Source organism: Kosakonia sp. S42, assembly GCF_016624785.1.
In the GTDB taxonomy this organism is placed as follows: domain Bacteria; phylum Pseudomonadota; class Gammaproteobacteria; order Enterobacterales; family Enterobacteriaceae; genus Kosakonia; species Kosakonia cowanii.
Window position 1 is genome coordinate 220,864 of record NZ_JACVTW010000003.1, and the last position, 15,833, is coordinate 236,696.

At 57.9% G+C, this 15,833-nt stretch carries 14 protein-coding genes; all 14 read left to right on the forward strand.

Annotation, left to right across the window (positions count from 1 at the left end; genetic code table 11):
* The first annotated feature begins 2 nt into the window (after positions 1-2).
* A complete protein-coding gene (gene ilvN / locus IAE50_RS06660; protein ID WP_007373137.1) occupies positions 3-494 on the forward strand; it encodes an acetolactate synthase small subunit in 492 nt (163 codons plus the stop codon).
* Positions 495-671: 177 nt separating this feature from the next.
* Complete coding sequence (gene cra / locus IAE50_RS06665; protein WP_042718373.1) at positions 672-1,676, forward strand: catabolite repressor/activator; 1,005 nt, start codon at positions 672-674, stop codon at positions 1,674-1,676.
* Between the two features lie 621 nt (positions 1,677-2,297).
* Positions 2,298-2,756: a division/cell wall cluster transcriptional repressor MraZ gene (mraZ, locus tag IAE50_RS06670; protein WP_023480198.1), complete on the forward strand. Its 459-nt coding sequence runs from the start codon at positions 2,298-2,300 to the stop codon at positions 2,754-2,756.
* Between the two features lie 2 nt (positions 2,757-2,758).
* Positions 2,759-3,700 (forward strand): 16S rRNA (cytosine(1402)-N(4))-methyltransferase RsmH, encoded by a 942-nt coding sequence (rsmH, locus tag IAE50_RS06675; RefSeq protein WP_023480357.1) that lies wholly within the window; start codon positions 2,759-2,761, stop codon positions 3,698-3,700.
* Positions 3,697-4,062 (forward strand): cell division protein FtsL, encoded by a 366-nt coding sequence (gene ftsL, locus IAE50_RS06680; RefSeq protein WP_023480380.1) that lies wholly within the window; start codon positions 3,697-3,699, stop codon positions 4,060-4,062. Before rsmH ends, ftsL begins: the two co-directional genes overlap by 4 nt.
* Before the next feature lie 25 nt (positions 4,063-4,087).
* Positions 4,088-5,854 carry a peptidoglycan glycosyltransferase FtsI gene (locus IAE50_RS06685; RefSeq protein WP_023480405.1) on the forward strand — a complete coding sequence of 589 codons (1,767 nt, stop codon included), beginning with the start codon at positions 4,088-4,090 and terminating at the stop codon, positions 5,852-5,854.
* Positions 5,841-7,328 carry a UDP-N-acetylmuramoyl-L-alanyl-D-glutamate--2,6-diaminopimelate ligase gene (gene murE, locus IAE50_RS06690; RefSeq protein ID WP_200579881.1) on the forward strand — a complete coding sequence of 496 codons (1,488 nt, stop codon included), beginning with the start codon at positions 5,841-5,843 and terminating at the stop codon, positions 7,326-7,328. Before IAE50_RS06685 ends, murE begins: the two co-directional genes overlap by 14 nt.
* Positions 7,325-8,683 (forward strand): UDP-N-acetylmuramoyl-tripeptide--D-alanyl-D-alanine ligase, encoded by a 1,359-nt coding sequence (gene murF / locus IAE50_RS06695; RefSeq protein WP_042718378.1) that lies wholly within the window; start codon positions 7,325-7,327, stop codon positions 8,681-8,683. The genes murE and murF overlap by 4 nt, the downstream gene beginning before the upstream one ends.
* Entirely contained in the window at positions 8,677-9,759 is a 1,083-nt protein-coding gene (gene mraY / locus IAE50_RS06700; RefSeq protein WP_200579882.1) for a phospho-N-acetylmuramoyl-pentapeptide-transferase, read from the forward strand. Before murF ends, mraY begins: the two co-directional genes overlap by 7 nt.
* 2 nt (positions 9,760-9,761) lie before the next feature.
* Positions 9,762-11,078, forward strand: a complete 1,317-nt coding sequence (gene murD / locus IAE50_RS06705; protein WP_200579883.1) for a UDP-N-acetylmuramoyl-L-alanine--D-glutamate ligase — start codon at positions 9,762-9,764, stop codon at positions 11,076-11,078.
* A complete protein-coding gene (gene ftsW, locus IAE50_RS06710; protein WP_054802800.1) occupies positions 11,078-12,319 on the forward strand; it encodes a cell division protein FtsW in 1,242 nt (413 codons plus the stop codon). Before murD ends, ftsW begins: the two co-directional genes overlap by 1 nt.
* Positions 12,319-13,386 (forward strand): undecaprenyldiphospho-muramoylpentapeptide beta-N-acetylglucosaminyltransferase, encoded by a 1,068-nt coding sequence (murG, locus tag IAE50_RS06715; RefSeq protein WP_023480440.1) that lies wholly within the window; start codon positions 12,319-12,321, stop codon positions 13,384-13,386. Before ftsW ends, murG begins: the two co-directional genes overlap by 1 nt.
* A gap of 60 nt (positions 13,387-13,446) precedes the next feature.
* Entirely contained in the window at positions 13,447-14,919 is a 1,473-nt protein-coding gene (murC, locus tag IAE50_RS06720; RefSeq protein WP_200579884.1) for a UDP-N-acetylmuramate--L-alanine ligase, read from the forward strand.
* Entirely contained in the window at positions 14,912-15,832 is a 921-nt protein-coding gene (locus tag IAE50_RS06725) for a D-alanine--D-alanine ligase (protein ID WP_200579885.1), read from the forward strand. The genes murC and IAE50_RS06725 overlap by 8 nt, the downstream gene beginning before the upstream one ends.
* The last annotated feature ends 1 nt before the right edge of the window (position 15,833 follow it).

Genomic DNA, 15,833 nt, shown 5'->3' on the forward strand with positions numbered 1-15,833 from the left:
TTATGCGCCGGATATTGTCTGTCTTACTGGAAAACGAATCGGGCGCGTTATCGCGCGTCATTGGCCTCTTCTCACAGCGCGGCTACAACATTGAGAGCCTGACGGTCGCGCCAACGGACGATCCCACCCTGTCGCGGATGACCATCCAGACCGTGGGCGATCAAAAGGTCCTTGAACAGATCGAGAAGCAGTTGCACAAACTGGTGGACGTGCTGCGCGTAAACGAGCTGGGGCAGGGGGCCTATGTTGAGCGTGAGATCATGCTGGTGAAGATCCAGGCCAGCGGCTATGGCCGTGAAGAGGTTAAACGCAACGCGGAGATCTTCCGCGGGCAGATCATTGACGTCACGCCGTCGATTTACACGGTTCAGCTCGCCGGCACCAGCGACAAGCTGGATGCGTTCCTCGCCACAATTCGTGATGTAGCGAAGATTGTTGAAGTAGCGCGCTCCGGCGTGGTCGGTTTATCACGCGGCGATAAAATCATGCGCTAATGCGAGCAAGGTTCCACATTTTTAAGCCCGGCTGATTATGCCGGGCTTTTTTTTGCGAAATCAGCCGGAAGCAGAGAGAAAAGCGGTTGCCGCAGTTACCTTTCTGCGCTTAGATGTTATGGAAATTAACCTATATCCCTAAAAAGGTTATGGTGCGCATCATTTTAAGGGGCAATTGTGAAACTGGATGAAATCGCCCGGCTCGCCGGCGTCTCACGAACCACGGCAAGCTACGTCATTAACGGAAAGGCGAAGCAGTATCGTGTCAGCGATAAAACCGTAGAGAAAGTTATGGCGGTCGTTCGTGAGCATAACTACCACCCGAACGCGGTGGCAGCTGGGTTACGAGCAGGACGCACCCGATCGATCGGACTGGTCATTCCCGATCTGGAAAACACAAGCTATACCCGTATTGCTAATTATCTGGAGCGCCAGGCGCGCCAGCGCGGCTACCAGCTGCTGATCGCCTGTTCTGAAGATCAGCCTGATAACGAGATGCGTTGCATCGAACATCTGCTGCAACGGCAGGTGGATGCGATCATCGTCTCGACCTCGCTTCCGCCGGAGCACCCCTTCTATCAGCGCTGGGCGAATGACGCCTTCCCGATTGTCGCGCTCGATCGCGCGCTGGATCGTGAGCACTTCACCAGCGTGGTCGGGGCCGATCAGGAGGATTCAGAGATGCTGGCGGCGGAGCTGCGTAAAATGCCGGCGGAGCGCGTGCTCTATTTAGGCGCGCTGCCGGAGCTCTCGGTGAGCTTCCTGCGCGAGCAGGGTTTCCGTACAGCCTGGAAAGACGATCCCCGCGAGGTGAAGTATCTCTACGCCAATGGCTATGAGCGCGACGCCGCCGCCCAGTTATTTGAAAAGTGGCTGGAAACCAACGAGATGCCGGAAGCGATGTTTATCACCTCTTTCGCGCTGCTGCAGGGCGTGCTGGATGTGACGCTGCGCCGCGACGGCAAGCTGCCTTCCAATCTGTCGATAGCCACCTTTGGCGATCATGAACTGCTCGATTTCCTGCAGTGTCCGGTGCTGGCCGTGGCGCAGCGTCACCGTGACGTTGCCGAGCGGGTGCTCGAGATCGTGCTGGCAAGCCTTGATGAGCCGCGCAAGCCGAAGCCGGGGTTAAGCCGTATTCGACGTAATCTCTATCGACGCGGCATATTAAGCCGGGTATAAATAAACGCAATTAAGGCAGCGCCCGCTGCCTTTTTCCTTTTCAACATTTCGCCTTAATCGAAATAGTGCTATTTAACTCCTCAGATAAATCCTTAATTTACGAAGATGCTCTGATTTATTATTTCTTTAAGTTTCTTTACTTCCGATTTCTCACTGCCCGTTAAGAAGTTACTGATGATGATTTCTGTATTGAATTGTTACATCTCCTGATCGCATTCGATTAATTAACAACCACTTTTGTTGAGAGGAACATCACCTTAGCGAAACCGGGGCTAAGTTAGCGCCAGCTCCTGCATCTGGCGCTGTTAAGTCGCGCCGTTATGCCTTAAAATGCCGCCCGCGTCGCAAACTGACACTTTATATTTCGCGTACAGAAACGGAATGGTCTGAAACCCCAGGGCCTATATTCCCCCCTTTTTTCTTGCAAATATTCATGACGTTAATTTGCCTCGTAAGCTGAGCACTATTTCACCGACGCTGATATTCATTACGAATAAGGGATCTTTTGTTCTCGTTGGCCTTTGCGCTGGCTTGACAAGCTTTTCCTCCGCTCCGTAAACTCCCTCGGTGGGGTTTTGTGGGATAAAGTGGTGGAAATGATCATGCGGGGGTAAACCGGACATGTTCCGTGGCGCGACGTTAGTCAATCTCGACAGCAAAGGGCGGTTATCCGTTCCGACCCGTTATCGGGATTCGCTGCAGGAGAGTGCCTCCGGCCAGATGGTCTGTACCATTGATATTCGCCACACATGCCTGCTGCTTTACCCTCTGCCCGAATGGGAAATTATCGAGCAAAAACTGTCGCGGCTGTCGAGCATGAACCCGCTTGAGCGGCGCGTACAACGTTTATTGCTGGGGCATGCCAGCGAGTGCCAGATGGATAGCGCCGGTCGCATCTTAATTGCGCCTGTCTTACGGCAGCACGCCGGGCTAACCAAAGAAGTGATGCTGGTCGGACAGTTCAATAAATTTGAGCTGTGGGATGAAACGACCTGGTATCAACAGGTCAGGGAAGATATTGACGCTGAGCAATCCGGTTCCGAAGGACTTTCGGATCGGTTGCAGGATTTGTCTCTTTAATGATGATGGAAAATTTTAAACACACAACGGTGCTGCTGGATGAGGCCGTTAACGGCCTGAATATTCGTCCGGATGGCATTTACATTGATGGCACTTTTGGTCGCGGTGGACACTCGCGCCTGATCCTCTCCCAACTGGGGGCGGAAGGCCGCTTGCTGGCAATCGATCGCGATCCGCAGGCAATTGAAGTTGCGAAGACCATTAATGACCCGCGCTTCTCCATCATTCATGGACCCTTTTCTGCGCTCGCTGATTATGTCAGCGAGCGCGATCTTATTGGCAAGATCGACGGCATTCTCCTCGATCTTGGCGTCTCTTCACCGCAGCTTGACGATCCGGAACGCGGCTTCTCCTTTATGCGAGACGGCCCGCTGGATATGCGTATGGATCCGACGCGCGGCCAGTCTGCCGCCCAGTGGCTGCAAACCGCAGATGAAGCGGATATTGCCTGGGTGCTGAAAACCTTTGGTGAAGAGCGCTTTGCTAAACGCATCGCCCGCGCCATCGTCGAGCGTAACCGCCTCGATCCGATGACCCGCACCAAAGCGCTGGCAGAAGTGGTGGCAGCGGCGACGCCGATAAAAGATAAGTTTAAACATCCCGCGACCCGTACCTTCCAGGCGGTGCGCATCTGGGTGAACAGTGAACTGGAGGAGATAGAGCAGGCGCTAAAAAACTCGCTCGATGTGCTGGCCCCGGGAGGCCGGCTTTCTGTCATCAGCTTCCACTCGCTGGAAGACCGCATTGTGAAACGCTTTATGCGTGAGCAAAGCCGTGGGCCGCAGGTTCCTGCCGGGCTGCCGATGACCGAAGCGCAACTCAGCAAGCTGGGTGGCCGTCAACTGCGAGCCTTAGGAAAAATGATGCCGGGCGAAGAAGAAGTGGCGGAAAACCCACGTGCCCGTAGTTCAGTTCTGCGTATTGCAGAGAGGACGAACGCATGATCGGCAGAGTGACGGAGACCCTCAGCAAAGTTAAGGGATCGTTAGGAAGCAGCGAGCGCCATGCCTTGCCTGGCGTGATCGGCGACGATCTTTTGCGGTTCGGGAAACTGCCACTCTGCCTGTTCATTTGCATCATCATGACGGCCATCACGGTCGTCACCACCGCGCACCATACCCGTCTGTTGACCGCACAGCGTGAACAACTGGTGATTGAGCGCGACGCGCTGGATATCGAATGGCGCAACCTGATTCTTGAAGAGAACGCCCTCGGCGATCATAGCCGGGTCGAACGGATTGCTACCGAGAAGCTGCAGATGCAGCACGTCGATCCTTCACAGGAAAATATAGTGGTGCAGAAATAGCGATGAAAAAGGAACAACCCAGCGCATGAAAGCCGCGGCGAAGATGGTGAAAGCGAAACGCCAGGAAGAGCAGGCCAACTTTATAAGTTGGCGTTTTGCGTTGCTTTGCGGCTGTATTTTATTGGCGCTCGGCTTCCTGATTGGCCGCGTCGCGTATCTGCAAATTATCAACCCCGATATGCTGGTGCGCCAGGGCGATATGCGCTCGCTGCGCGTGCAGGAGGTGGCGACCTCGCGTGGGATGATCACCGACCGCTCCGGGCGTCCGCTGGCGGTCAGCGTGCCGGTAAAAGCGATCTGGGCTGACCCGAAAGAGCTGCATGACGCAGGCGGCGTAACGCTGGATAACCGCTGGAAAGCGCTCTCCGATGCGCTCAATATGCCGCTCGACCAGCTCGCTTCGCGCATTAACGCCAACCCGAAGATGCGCTTTATCTATCTTGCCCGCCAGGTCAATCCGGATCTGGGGGACTACATCAAAAAACTCAAGCTTCCCGGCATTCATCTGCGCGAAGAGTCGCGCCGCTACTACCCCTCCGGAGAAGTGACCGCTCACCTGATCGGCTTTACTAACGTCGACAGCCAGGGGATTGAAGGGGTCGAAAAGAGCTTTGATAAGTGGCTTACCGGCCAGCCGGGCGAGCGCATCGTGCGTAAAGATCGCTATGGCCGCGTAATTGAGGATATCTCCTCGACCGACAGCCAGGCGGCGCACAACCTCGCGCTGAGCATTGATGAACGTCTGCAGGCGCTGGTTTACCGCGAGCTGAACAACGCCGTGGCATTTAACAAAGCCGAATCCGGCAGCGCCGTGCTGGTGGATGTCAACACCGGCGAAGTGCTGGCGATGGCCAACAGCCCCTCCTATAACCCGAACAACTTCTCCGGCACCGCCAAAGACGCGATGCGTAACCGCGCTATCACCGACGTTTTCGAACCCGGTTCGACGGTGAAACCGATGGTGGTAATGACCGCGCTGCAACGCGGCGTGGTTAACCCCAATACGGTGCTTAACACCGTGCCTTACCGAATTAACGGTCACGAAATCAAAGACGTGGCGCGCTATAGCGAATTGACCCTTACCGGGGTGCTGCAGAAGTCGAGTAACGTTGGCGTATCCAAGCTGGCGTTAGCGATGCCCTCCTCAGCGTTAGTAGATACTTACTCACGTTTTGGACTGGGAAAAACGACCAATTTGGGGATGGTCGGGGAACGCAGTGGCTTATTTCCTCAAAAACAACGGTGGTCTGACATAGAGAGGGCCACCTTCTCTTTCGGCTACGGGCTAATGGTAACGCCGTTACAGTTAGCGCGAGTCTACGCAACCATTGGCAGCTACGGCATCTATCGCCCACTGTCGATTACCAAAGTCGACCCGCCCGTACCGGGTGAGCGCGTCTTCAACGAATCCATTGTCCGCACCGTGGTGCATATGATGGAGAGCGTGGCGCTGCCGGGCGGCGGTGGGGTAAAAGCGGCCATTAAGGGCTATCGCATCGCGATCAAAACCGGTACCGCGAAAAAAGTCGGGCCGGATGGGCGCTACATCAACAAATACATTGCATACACTGCGGGCGTCGCGCCTGCCAGCCGGCCGCGCTTTGCGCTGGTGGTGGTCATTAACGATCCGCAAGCGGGCAAATACTACGGTGGCGCGGTCTCTGCGCCGGTCTTCGGTGCCATCATGGGCGGCGTACTGCGCACCATGAACATCGAGCCGGATGCGCTGACCACGGGCGAAAAAAGTGAGTTTGTAATTAATCAAGGCGAGGGATCAGGTGGCAGATCGTAATTTGCGCGACCTTCTCGCTCCGTGGGTACCCATGCTACCTGCGCGAGCACTACGAGAGATGACACTCGACAGCCGTGTGGCTGCGTCGGGCGATCTCTTCGTGGCGGTGGTCGGTCATCAGGCGGACGGGCGTCGTTATATCCCGCAGGCGATTGCGCAAGGTGTTGCTGCCATTATTGCTGAGGCGAAAGACGAGGCAAATGACGGTGAAATTCGTGAAATGCACGGCGTGCCGGTGGTTTACTTAAGCCAGTTGAATGAGCGTCTCTCTGCGCTGGCGGGCCGCTTCTACGGCGAGCCGTCAGACCAGCTACGCCTGATTGGCGTCACCGGTACTAACGGTAAAACCACCACCACGCAGCTGTTAGCGCAGTGGAGCCAGCTGCTCGGCGAAACCAGCGCGGTGATGGGTACGGTCGGCAACGGCCTGCTTGGTAAAGTGGTGCCGACGGAAAACACCACCGGTTCTGCGGTCGATGTCCAGCATGTGATTGCCGGTCTCGCGGAGCAGGGCGCTACCCTTGCCGCGATGGAGGTCTCCTCCCACGGTTTAGTTCAGCATCGCGTGGCGGCGCTGAAATTCGCCGCCTCGGTGTTCACCAATTTAAGCCGCGATCACCTCGATTATCACGGCGATATGACCCATTACGAAGCCGCCAAATGGCTGCTCTTCTCCTCGCACCACTATGGTCAGGCGATCATCAACGCCGATGACGAAGTGGGCCGCCGCTGGCTGGCAAACCTGCCGGATGCGGTTGCGGTGTCGATGGAAGGCCATATCAACCCGGATTGCCACGGGCGCTGGCTGAAAACTCTGAGCGTTGATTACCACGACAGCGGGGCGACCATTCGCTTCGACTCCAGCTGGGGTGAAGGGGAAATCGAAAGCCGCCTGATGGGCGCGTTTAACGTCAGCAACCTGCTGCTGGCGCTGGCAACCCTGCTGGCGCTTGGCTATCCCCTCAGCGATCTGCTGAAAACCGCCTCCCGCCTGCAACCCGTTTGCGGCCGGATGGAAGTGTTTAGCGCGCCGGGCAAACCGACGGTGGTGGTGGATTATGCCCACACGCCGGACGCGCTGGAAAAAGCGCTGCAGGCCGCGCGTCTGCACTGCACAGGAAAACTGTGGTGCGTCTTTGGCTGCGGCGGCGATCGTGACAAGGGCAAACGTCCGCTGATGGGCGCGATTGCCGAAGAGTTTGCCGATGTGCCGGTCGTCACCGATGACAACCCGCGCACCGAAGAGCCACGCGCCATCATTAACGACATTCTCGCCGGTATGCTCGACGCCGGACGCGCGCATGTGGTGGAGGGCCGCGCCGAAGCGGTGACCAACGCCATTATGCAGGCCAAAGAGAACGATGTGGTGCTGCTGGCAGGTAAAGGCCATGAAGATTATCAGATTGTCGGCACCCACCGTCTGGATTACTCAGACCGTGTGACCGCCGCGCGTCTGCTGGGGGTAGTAGCATGATTAGCGTAACGCTCAGCCAGCTTGCCGGCACGCTGCACGGTGAACTTTTAGGTCAGGACGTCACAATTGACGCCGTGACCAGCGATACCCGTAAACTGACGCCGGGCTGCCTGTTTGTGGCGCTGAAAGGCGAACGTTTTGACGCCCACGATTTTGCCGAGCAAGCCAAAGCGGGCGGCGCGGGCGCGCTGCTGGTGAGCCGCAAACTGGATACCGATCTGCCGCAGCTGGTGGTGAGTGATACCCGCCAGGCCTTTGGCGAACTGGCGGCATGGGTGCGTCAGCAGGTGCCGACGCGCGTCGTTGCGCTGACCGGCTCCTCCGGTAAAACCTCGGTGAAAGAGATGACCGCCGCCATTCTTGGCGAGTGCGGCAACACGCTCTACACCGCGGGCAACCTGAATAATGATATCGGCGTGCCGATGACCCTGCTGCGTCTCACCAAAGAGCATCAGTACGCGGTGATTGAGCTGGGTGCTAACCACCAGGGCGAAATCGCCTGGACCGTCAGCCTGACCCGCCCGGAAGCGGCGCTGGTCAACAACCTGGCCGCTGCGCATCTGGAAGGGTTCGGATCGCTGGCGGGCGTGGCGAAGGCGAAAGGTGAAATCTACACCGGCCTGCCGGCCAACGGCATCGCCATCCTCAATGCCGATAACAATGACTGGCTGAACTGGCAGAGCATTATCGGCGATCGCAAAGTGTGGCGCTTCTCGCCCAACGCGGCGAACAGCGATTTTACCGCCACCAATGTGCATATCACCTCGCACGGCACTGAGTTCACGCTGCAAACGCCGACCGGCAATGCCGAGGTGACTTTACCCCTGCCGGGACGTCACAACATTGCTAACGCGCTGGCAGCGACCGCGCTGGCAATGGCGGTGGGCGCATCTCTCGATGCGGTAAAACAGGGCCTGGCGAAGCTGAAAGCAGTGCCGGGCCGTCTCTTCCCGGTGCGCCTTGGTGAAAACCAGCTGCTGCTGGACGATACCTATAATGCTAACGTCGGGTCGATGACCGCCGCTGCGCACGTGCTGGCAGAGATGCCCGGCTACCGCGTGATGGTGGTGGGCGATATGGCGGAGCTGGGCGACGAGAGCGAAGCCTGCCACGTTCAGGTCGGCGAAGCGGCGAAAGCCGTCGGTATCGACAAGGTGCTGAGCGTCGGCACATTAAGTAAAGCGCTCAGCGACGCCAGCGGCGTTGGCGAGCATTTCAATGATAAAGCTGCGGCCACGGCGCGTTTAACAGCGCTGATTGCCGAGCACCCAATGATTACCATTTTAGTGAAAGGTTCACGTAGCTCCGCCATGGAAGAGGTGGTACGCGACTTACAGGAGAACGGGACATGTTAGTTTGGCTGGCCGAGCATTTGGTCAAATATTATTCCGGCTTTAACGTCTTTTCCTATCTGACGTTTCGCGCCATTGTCAGCCTGCTGACCGCGCTCTTCATCTCCTTATGGATGGGGCCGCGCATGATCGCCCGCTTGCAGAAACTCTCTTTTGGCCAGGTTGTGCGTAACGACGGCCCGGAATCGCACTTCAGTAAACGCGGTACGCCGACAATGGGCGGGATTATGATCCTGACCGCAATTGTTGTCTCGGTGTTGCTGTGGGCTTACCCCTCCAACCCCTACGTCTGGTGCGTACTGGTGGTGCTGGTGGGCTACGGCATCATCGGCTTTGTCGATGATTATCGCAAAGTGGTGCGCAAAGATACCAAGGGGCTTATCGCCCGCTGGAAGTACTTCTGGATGTCGGTGATTGCACTGGGCGTCGCGTTTGCGCTCTACCTTGGCGGAAAAGATACCCCCGCCACCGAACTGGTGGTGCCGTTCTTTAAAGATGTAATGCCGCAGCTTGGTCTGTTCTATGTGCTGCTCGCTTACTTTGTAATTGTCGGCACCGGTAACGCCGTCAACCTGACGGATGGCCTCGATGGCCTGGCGATTATGCCGACCGTCTTTGTCGCAGGCGGTTTCGCGCTGGTGGCGTGGGCGACCGGTAACATGAACTTCGCCAACTATCTGCACATTCCTTATCTGCGTCACGCGGGTGAGCTGGTGATCGTCTGTACGGCGATTGTCGGTGCCGGGCTCGGTTTCCTGTGGTTTAACACCTATCCGGCGCAGGTCTTTATGGGCGATGTCGGATCGCTGGCGCTCGGCGGCGCGCTCGGCATTATCGCCGTGCTGCTGCGCCAGGAGTTCCTGCTGGTGATCATGGGCGGCGTCTTTGTGGTGGAGACCCTGTCGGTGATTTTGCAGGTTGGCTCGTTCAAACTGCGCGGCCAGCGCATTTTCCGTATGGCGCCGATTCACCACCACTATGAATTGAAGGGCTGGCCGGAGCCGCGCGTGATTGTGCGCTTCTGGATTATTTCGCTGATGCTGGTGCTGATTGGCCTGGCAACGCTGAAGGTACGTTAATCATGGCAGATTACCAGGGTAAAAAAGTCGTCATTATCGGTTTAGGCCTGACGGGCCTTTCCTGCGTGGACTTTTTCCTCGCGCGCGGCGTCACGCCTAAGGTGATGGATACCCGCACGTCGCCGCCGGGGCTGGATAAGCTGCCGGAAACGGTCGAGCGCCATCTTGGTAGTCTTAACGATAACTGGTTGCAGAGCGCCGATCTGATTGTCGCCAGCCCCGGTATGGCGCTGGCGCATCCGTCGCTCAGTGCCGCTGCGGACGCGGGCGTCGAGATTGTCGGCGATATCGAACTCTTCTGCCGTGAAGCGCAGGCACCGATCATCGCCATTACCGGTTCGAACGGCAAAAGCACCGTCACCAAACTGGTCGGTGAGATGGCGGAAGCGGCCGGTAAAAATGTTGGCGTCGGCGGCAATATCGGCCTGCCAGCGCTGATGCTGCTGGACGAGGCGCGCGAGCTGTATGTGCTGGAGCTCTCCAGCTTCCAGCTGGAAACCACCTCCAGCCTGCACGCCGTGGCGGCAACCATCCTTAACGTCACTGAAGATCATATGGATCGCTATCCGTTTGGCCTGCAGCAGTACCGCGCCGCCAAACTGCGTATCTATGAAAACGCCAAAGTGTGCGTGGTCAATGCCGATGACGCTCTGACCATGCCGGTTCGCGGTGCCGATGAGCGCTGCGTCAGCTTTGGCGTTGACGTTGGTGACTATCACCTCAACCGCCAGCAGGGCGAAATCTGGCTGCGGGTAAAAGGTGAGAAGGTGCTGAACGTCAAAGAGATGAAACTGAGCGGCCAGCATAACTACACCAACGCGCTGGCGGCGCTGGCGCTGGCGGATGCGGCAGGTTTACCGCGCGCCAGCAGCCTGAAGGCTCTGACCACGTTTGGCGGGCTGGCGCACCGCTTCCAGCTGGCGTTTGAGCATAACGGCGTGCGCTGGATCAACGACTCGAAAGCGACCAACGTCGGTAGTACCGAAGCGGCGCTTAATGGTTTGCAGGTGGAAGGGACGCTGCATCTGCTGCTGGGCGGCGACGGCAAATCGGCGGACTTCACGCCGCTGAAGCGCTATCTCGGTGGCGATCGTATTCGCCTCTACTGCTTCGGGCGCGATGGCGCTGAGCTGGCTGCACTGCGCCCGGATGTGGCTGAGCAGACAGAAACTATGGATCAGGCGATGCGCTTAATTGCCGCGCGCGTGCAGCCAGGCGATATGGTGCTGTTGTCGCCGGCCTGTGCCAGCCTCGATCAGTTTAAGAATTTCGAACAACGGGGCGACCAGTTCACCCGTCTGGCGCAGGAGTTAGGCTAATGCGTTTAACGCTTCCCCGCCCGAGAATGCCGCGTCTGCCAGGTTATGGGATCCTGGCGTGGCTGTTTGCGGCATTGAAAGGCTGGGTCATGGGCTCGCGACAGAAAGATACCGACAGCCTGGTGATGTACGACCGCACGCTGCTGTGGTTGACGCTCGGCCTGGCGGCGATCGGCTTCATTATGGTGACCTCGGCGTCAATGCCGGTCGGTCAGCGACTGACGGACGATCCCTTCTTCTTCGCTAAACGCCACGGGCTCTATCTGTTCCTGTCGTTCTGTATGGCGATGATCACGCTGCGTCTGCCGATGGAGTTCTGGCAGAAGTACAGCTCGGTAATGCTGATTGCGGCGATCATTATGCTGTTAGTGGTGCTGGTGGTGGGGAGTTCGATCAACGGTGCATCGCGCTGGATTGACCTTGGCATCATGCGCTTCCAGCCGGCGGAGTTCACCAAGCTGTCGCTCTTCTGCTACCTGGCGAACTACCTGGTGCGCAAAGTGGACGAGGTGCGTAATAACCTGCGCGGCTTCTTAAAACCGATGGGCGTGATCCTCGTGCTGGCGGTGCTGCTGCTGGCGCAGCCTGACCTCGGTACGGTGGTGGTGCTGTTTATTACTACGCTGGCGATGCTGTTCCTCGCGGGTGCGAAGCTGTGGCAGTTCATCGCCATTATCGGCATGGGTATCTCGGCAGTAGTGCTGCTGATCCTCGCCGAACCCTATCGTATTCGCCGCGTAACCTCCTTCTGGAACCCGTGGGAAGATCCGTTTGGCAGCGGATATCAGTTAACCCAGTCGCTGATGGCGTTTGGCCGCGGCGAGCTGTGGGGGCAGGGGCTCGGCAACTCGGTGCAGAAGCTGGAGTATCTGCCGGAAGCGCATACCGACTTTATCTTCTCCATCATCGGCGAAGAACTCGGTTATATCGGTGTGGTAGCCGCACTTTTAATGGTATTCTTCGTCGCTTTCCGCGCCATGTCCATTGGCAGAAAAGCGCTGGAGATTGACCACCGCTTCTCCGGTTTCCTTGCCTGCTCCATTGGTATCTGGTTTAGCTTCCAGGCGCTGGTTAACGTCGGTGCGGCAGCCGGTATGCTGCCGACCAAAGGCTTAACCCTGCCGCTGATCAGTTACGGCGGCTCCAGTTTATTGATTATGTCGACGGCGATTACGCTGTTGCTACGGATAGATTATGAAACGCGTCTGAAGAAAGCTCAGGCGTTTACACGAGGTGTGTGATGAGTGGTCAACCTAAGCGGTTAATGGTGATGGCAGGCGGAACCGGCGGGCATGTTTTCCCCGGTCTCGCCGTGGCGCACCATTTGATGGATCAGGGCTGGCAAGTACGCTGGCTCGGAACCGCCGATCGTATGGAGGCTGACCTGGTGCCGAAACATGGCATTGATATCGACTTCATCCGCATCTCCGGCCTGCGCGGCAAAGGGCTGAAAGCGCTGCTGCTCGCGCCGGTGCGTATCTTTAATGCCTGGCGTCAGGCGCGCGACATTATGAAGCGCTTCAAGCCGGACGTGGTGCTGGGCATGGGCGGGTATGTTTCCGGCCCTGGCGGTCTTGCCGCCTGGTCGCTCGGTATCCCGGTTGTTCTGCATGAGCAGAACGGTATTGCCGGTTTGACCAACAAGTGGCTGGCGAAGATCGCCACCAAAGTGATGCAGGCGTTTCCCGGCGCATTTCCGAAAGCGGAAGTGGTGGGGAACCCGGTGCGCGTCGACGTGCTGGCGCTGCCCCTGCCGCAGATGCGCCTGCCGGGCCGCGAAGGACCCATTCGCGTGCTGGTAGTTGGCGGCTCGCAGGGCGCGCGCGTGCTGAACCAGACCATGCCGCAGGTGGCGGCTAAACTGGGCGCGGCGATCACCATCTGGCATCAGAGTGGTAAAGGCGCGCAGCAGGATGTCGAGCAGGCATATGCCACTGCGGGTCAGGCGCAGCATAAAGTTACTGAATTTATTGACGATATGGCTAAAGCCTATGCGTGGGCGGATGTGGTCGTTTGCCGCTCCGGCGCGCTGACGGTAAGCGAAATCGCCGCTGCCGGTCTGCCAGCGCTGTTTGTGCCGTTTCAGCACAAAGACAGACAGCAGTACTGGAATGCCCTGCCGCTGGAGAAAGTGGGCGCGGCGAAGATCCTCGAACAGCCGCAGTTTACCGTTGATGCCGTGGCAGCAACGCTTGCAGGCTGGGATCGTGAAGCATTAAGAGAGATGGCGGAACGCGCGCGCGCGGCAGCCATCCCCGACGCCACCGAGCGGGTAGCGCATGAAGTGAGCCTTGCGGCTCAAGGGTAAATCGTGGCGACGCCTGTTTGCGTCGCGCCAATTTTTTTAGAAGTTGATGGCGTTTAGAAAATGAATACACAAGAACTTGCGAAACTGCGTTTAATCGTGCCCGAGATGCGTCGCGTCCGGCACATTCACTTCGTTGGCATCGGCGGTGCTGGCATGGGCGGTATTGCAGAAGTGCTGGCCAACGAAGGCTACCAGATTAGCGGTTCTGATTTAGCGCCAAACCCGGTGACGCAGCAGCTGACGTCCCTTGGTGCCACCATCTACTTTAACCATCGCCCGGAAAATGTGCTCGATGCGAGCGTTGTTGTGGTCTCCAGCGCCATCTCTGCCGATAACCCAGAGATTGTTGCCGCGCAGGAAGCGCGTATCCCGGTGATCCGCCGCGCGGAGATGCTGGCTGAATTAATGCGTTTTCGTCACGGCATCGCTATCGCCGGGACGCACGGAAAAACGACCACCACCGCCATGGTCTCCAGTATCTACGCAGAAGCGGGTCTGGATCCGACCTTCGTTAACGGCGGGCTGGTAAAAGCGGCCGGTGTGCATGCGCGCCTCGGTCATAGCCGCTATCTGATTGCCGAAGCGGATGAGAGCGATGCCTCCTTCCTGCACCTGCAACCGATGGTGGCGATTGTGACCAATATTGAAGCCGACCATATGGATACGTACCAGGGTGACTTCGAGAATTTGAAAACGACCTTTATCAACTTCCTGCACAACCTGCCGTTTTATGGCCGTGCGGTGATGTGTGTTGATGACCCGGTGATCCGCGAGCTGTTGCCGCGCGTCGGGCGTCAAATTACCACCTATGGATTTAGCGACGACGCCGATGTGCGCGTTGAAGAGTACCGCCAGCAGGGGCCGCAGGGCCACTTTACGCTGGTGCGCCAGGATAAACCGGCGCTGCGCGTGACGCTCAATGCGCCGGGTCGCCACAATGCGCTCAACGCCGCAGCGGCGGTAGCCGTGGCGACGGAAGAGGGGATTGACGACGAAGCGATTCTGCGCGCGCTGGAGAGCTTCCAGGGCACCGGCCGCCGCTTTGATTTCCTCGGCGAGTTTCCGCTGGAAACGGTGAATGGCAACAGCGGCAGTGCGATGCTGGTTGATGATTACGGTCACCACCCAACGGAAGTGGACGCAACGATCAAAGCCGCGCGCGCCGGCTGGCCGGATAAAAATCTGGTGATGATTTTCCAGCCGCACCGCTACACGCGTACCCGCGATCTCTATGACGATTTCGCCAACGTGCTGACGCAGGTGGATAAGCTGCTGATGCTGGAAGTTTACGCCGCGGGCGAAACGGCGATCCCGGGGGCTGACAGCCGTTCGCTGTGCCGCACGATCCGCGGTCGCGGCAAGATCGACCCGATCCTGGTCTCCGATCCGGATCAGGTGGCAGCGATGCTGGCCCCTGTGCTGACCGGTAACGATCTGATCCTGATTCAGGGCGCAGGTAATATCGGCAAGATCGCCCGCAGCCTCGCGCAGTGCAAACTGGTTCCGCAGAGCGAGGAGGTGCAGCGTGGCTGAGAAAGTTGCCGTTCTGCTGGGTGGTACCTCTGCCGAGCGCGAGGTGTCGCTTAATTCAGGCGCGGCCGTGCTTGCCGGGCTGCGTGAAGGTGGTGTTGACGCCCATGCCATCGATCCGCGCGAGGTTGATGTAACCCGCCTGAAAGAGATGGGCTTCAGTAAAGCGTTTATCGCATTGCACGGCCGCGGCGGTGAAGATGGCACTTTGCAGGGTCTGCTGGAACTGACCGGCGTTCCCTACACCGGCAGCGGCGTGATGGCCTCTGCGATTTCAATGGATAAACTGCGCAGCAAACTGCTATGGCAGGGCGCGGGTTTACCGGTTGCGCCATGGGTTGCGCTGACGCGTGGTGAGTTTGAATCAGACCTGCAAGTGTCTGATATTCAAAGTATTGAAGCGTTGGGCTTGCCCCTGATCGTTAAGCCAAGCCGTGAAGGCTCCAGCGTCGGGATGTCAAAGGTCAACGAAAGTAGCGATCTGCAGGCGGCTTTAGCGCTTGCTTTTCAACACGATGATGAAGTTCTGATCGAAAAATGGCTCAGTGGCCCGGAATTTACCGTCGCGTTGCTCGGAAATGAAATTTTACCGTCGATTCGCATTCAACCGGCGGGAATCTTCTATGATTATGAGGCGAAGTATCTCTCTGATGAGACGAAGTATTTCTGTCCATCAGGTCTGGAAGCAGAGCGGGAAGCGGCTTTACAGGCGCTGATCGCCAAAGCGTGGCAGGTTTTAGGCTGCCGCGGCTGGGGACGAATCGATGCGATGCTCGACAGTGATGGTCAATTTTACTTGCTGGAAGCGAATACCTCGCCGGGTATGACCAGCCACAGCCTGGTGCCGATGGCGGCGCGTCAGGCGGGGCTGAGCTTTACCCAGCTTGTTGTTCGTATTCTGGAACTGGCGGAGTGAT

What these genes read in the sequence shown, in the direction of transcription:
- ftsW (WP_054802800.1), top strand. Translation starts at nt 11,078, where the DNA reads ATGCGTTTAACGCTTCCCCGCCCGAGAATGCCGCGTCTGCCAGGTTAT.
- ftsL (WP_023480380.1), top strand. Translation starts at nt 3,697, where the DNA reads ATGATCGGCAGAGTGACGGAGACCCTCAGCAAAGTTAAGGGATCGTTA.
- IAE50_RS06685 (WP_023480405.1), top strand. Translation starts at nt 4,088, where the DNA reads ATGAAAGCCGCGGCGAAGATGGTGAAAGCGAAACGCCAGGAAGAGCAG.
- rsmH (WP_023480357.1), top strand. Translation starts at nt 2,759, where the DNA reads ATGATGGAAAATTTTAAACACACAACGGTGCTGCTGGATGAGGCCGTT.
- mraZ (WP_023480198.1), top strand. Translation starts at nt 2,298, where the DNA reads ATGTTCCGTGGCGCGACGTTAGTCAATCTCGACAGCAAAGGGCGGTTA.
- murC (WP_200579884.1), top strand. Translation starts at nt 13,447, where the DNA reads ATGAATACACAAGAACTTGCGAAACTGCGTTTAATCGTGCCCGAGATG.
- murF (WP_042718378.1), top strand. Translation starts at nt 7,325, where the DNA reads ATGATTAGCGTAACGCTCAGCCAGCTTGCCGGCACGCTGCACGGTGAA.
- mraY (WP_200579882.1), top strand. Translation starts at nt 8,677, where the DNA reads ATGTTAGTTTGGCTGGCCGAGCATTTGGTCAAATATTATTCCGGCTTT.
- murG (WP_023480440.1), top strand. Translation starts at nt 12,319, where the DNA reads ATGAGTGGTCAACCTAAGCGGTTAATGGTGATGGCAGGCGGAACCGGC.
- ilvN (WP_007373137.1), top strand. Translation starts at nt 3, where the DNA reads ATGCGCCGGATATTGTCTGTCTTACTGGAAAACGAATCGGGCGCGTTA.
- murD (WP_200579883.1), top strand. Translation starts at nt 9,762, where the DNA reads ATGGCAGATTACCAGGGTAAAAAAGTCGTCATTATCGGTTTAGGCCTG.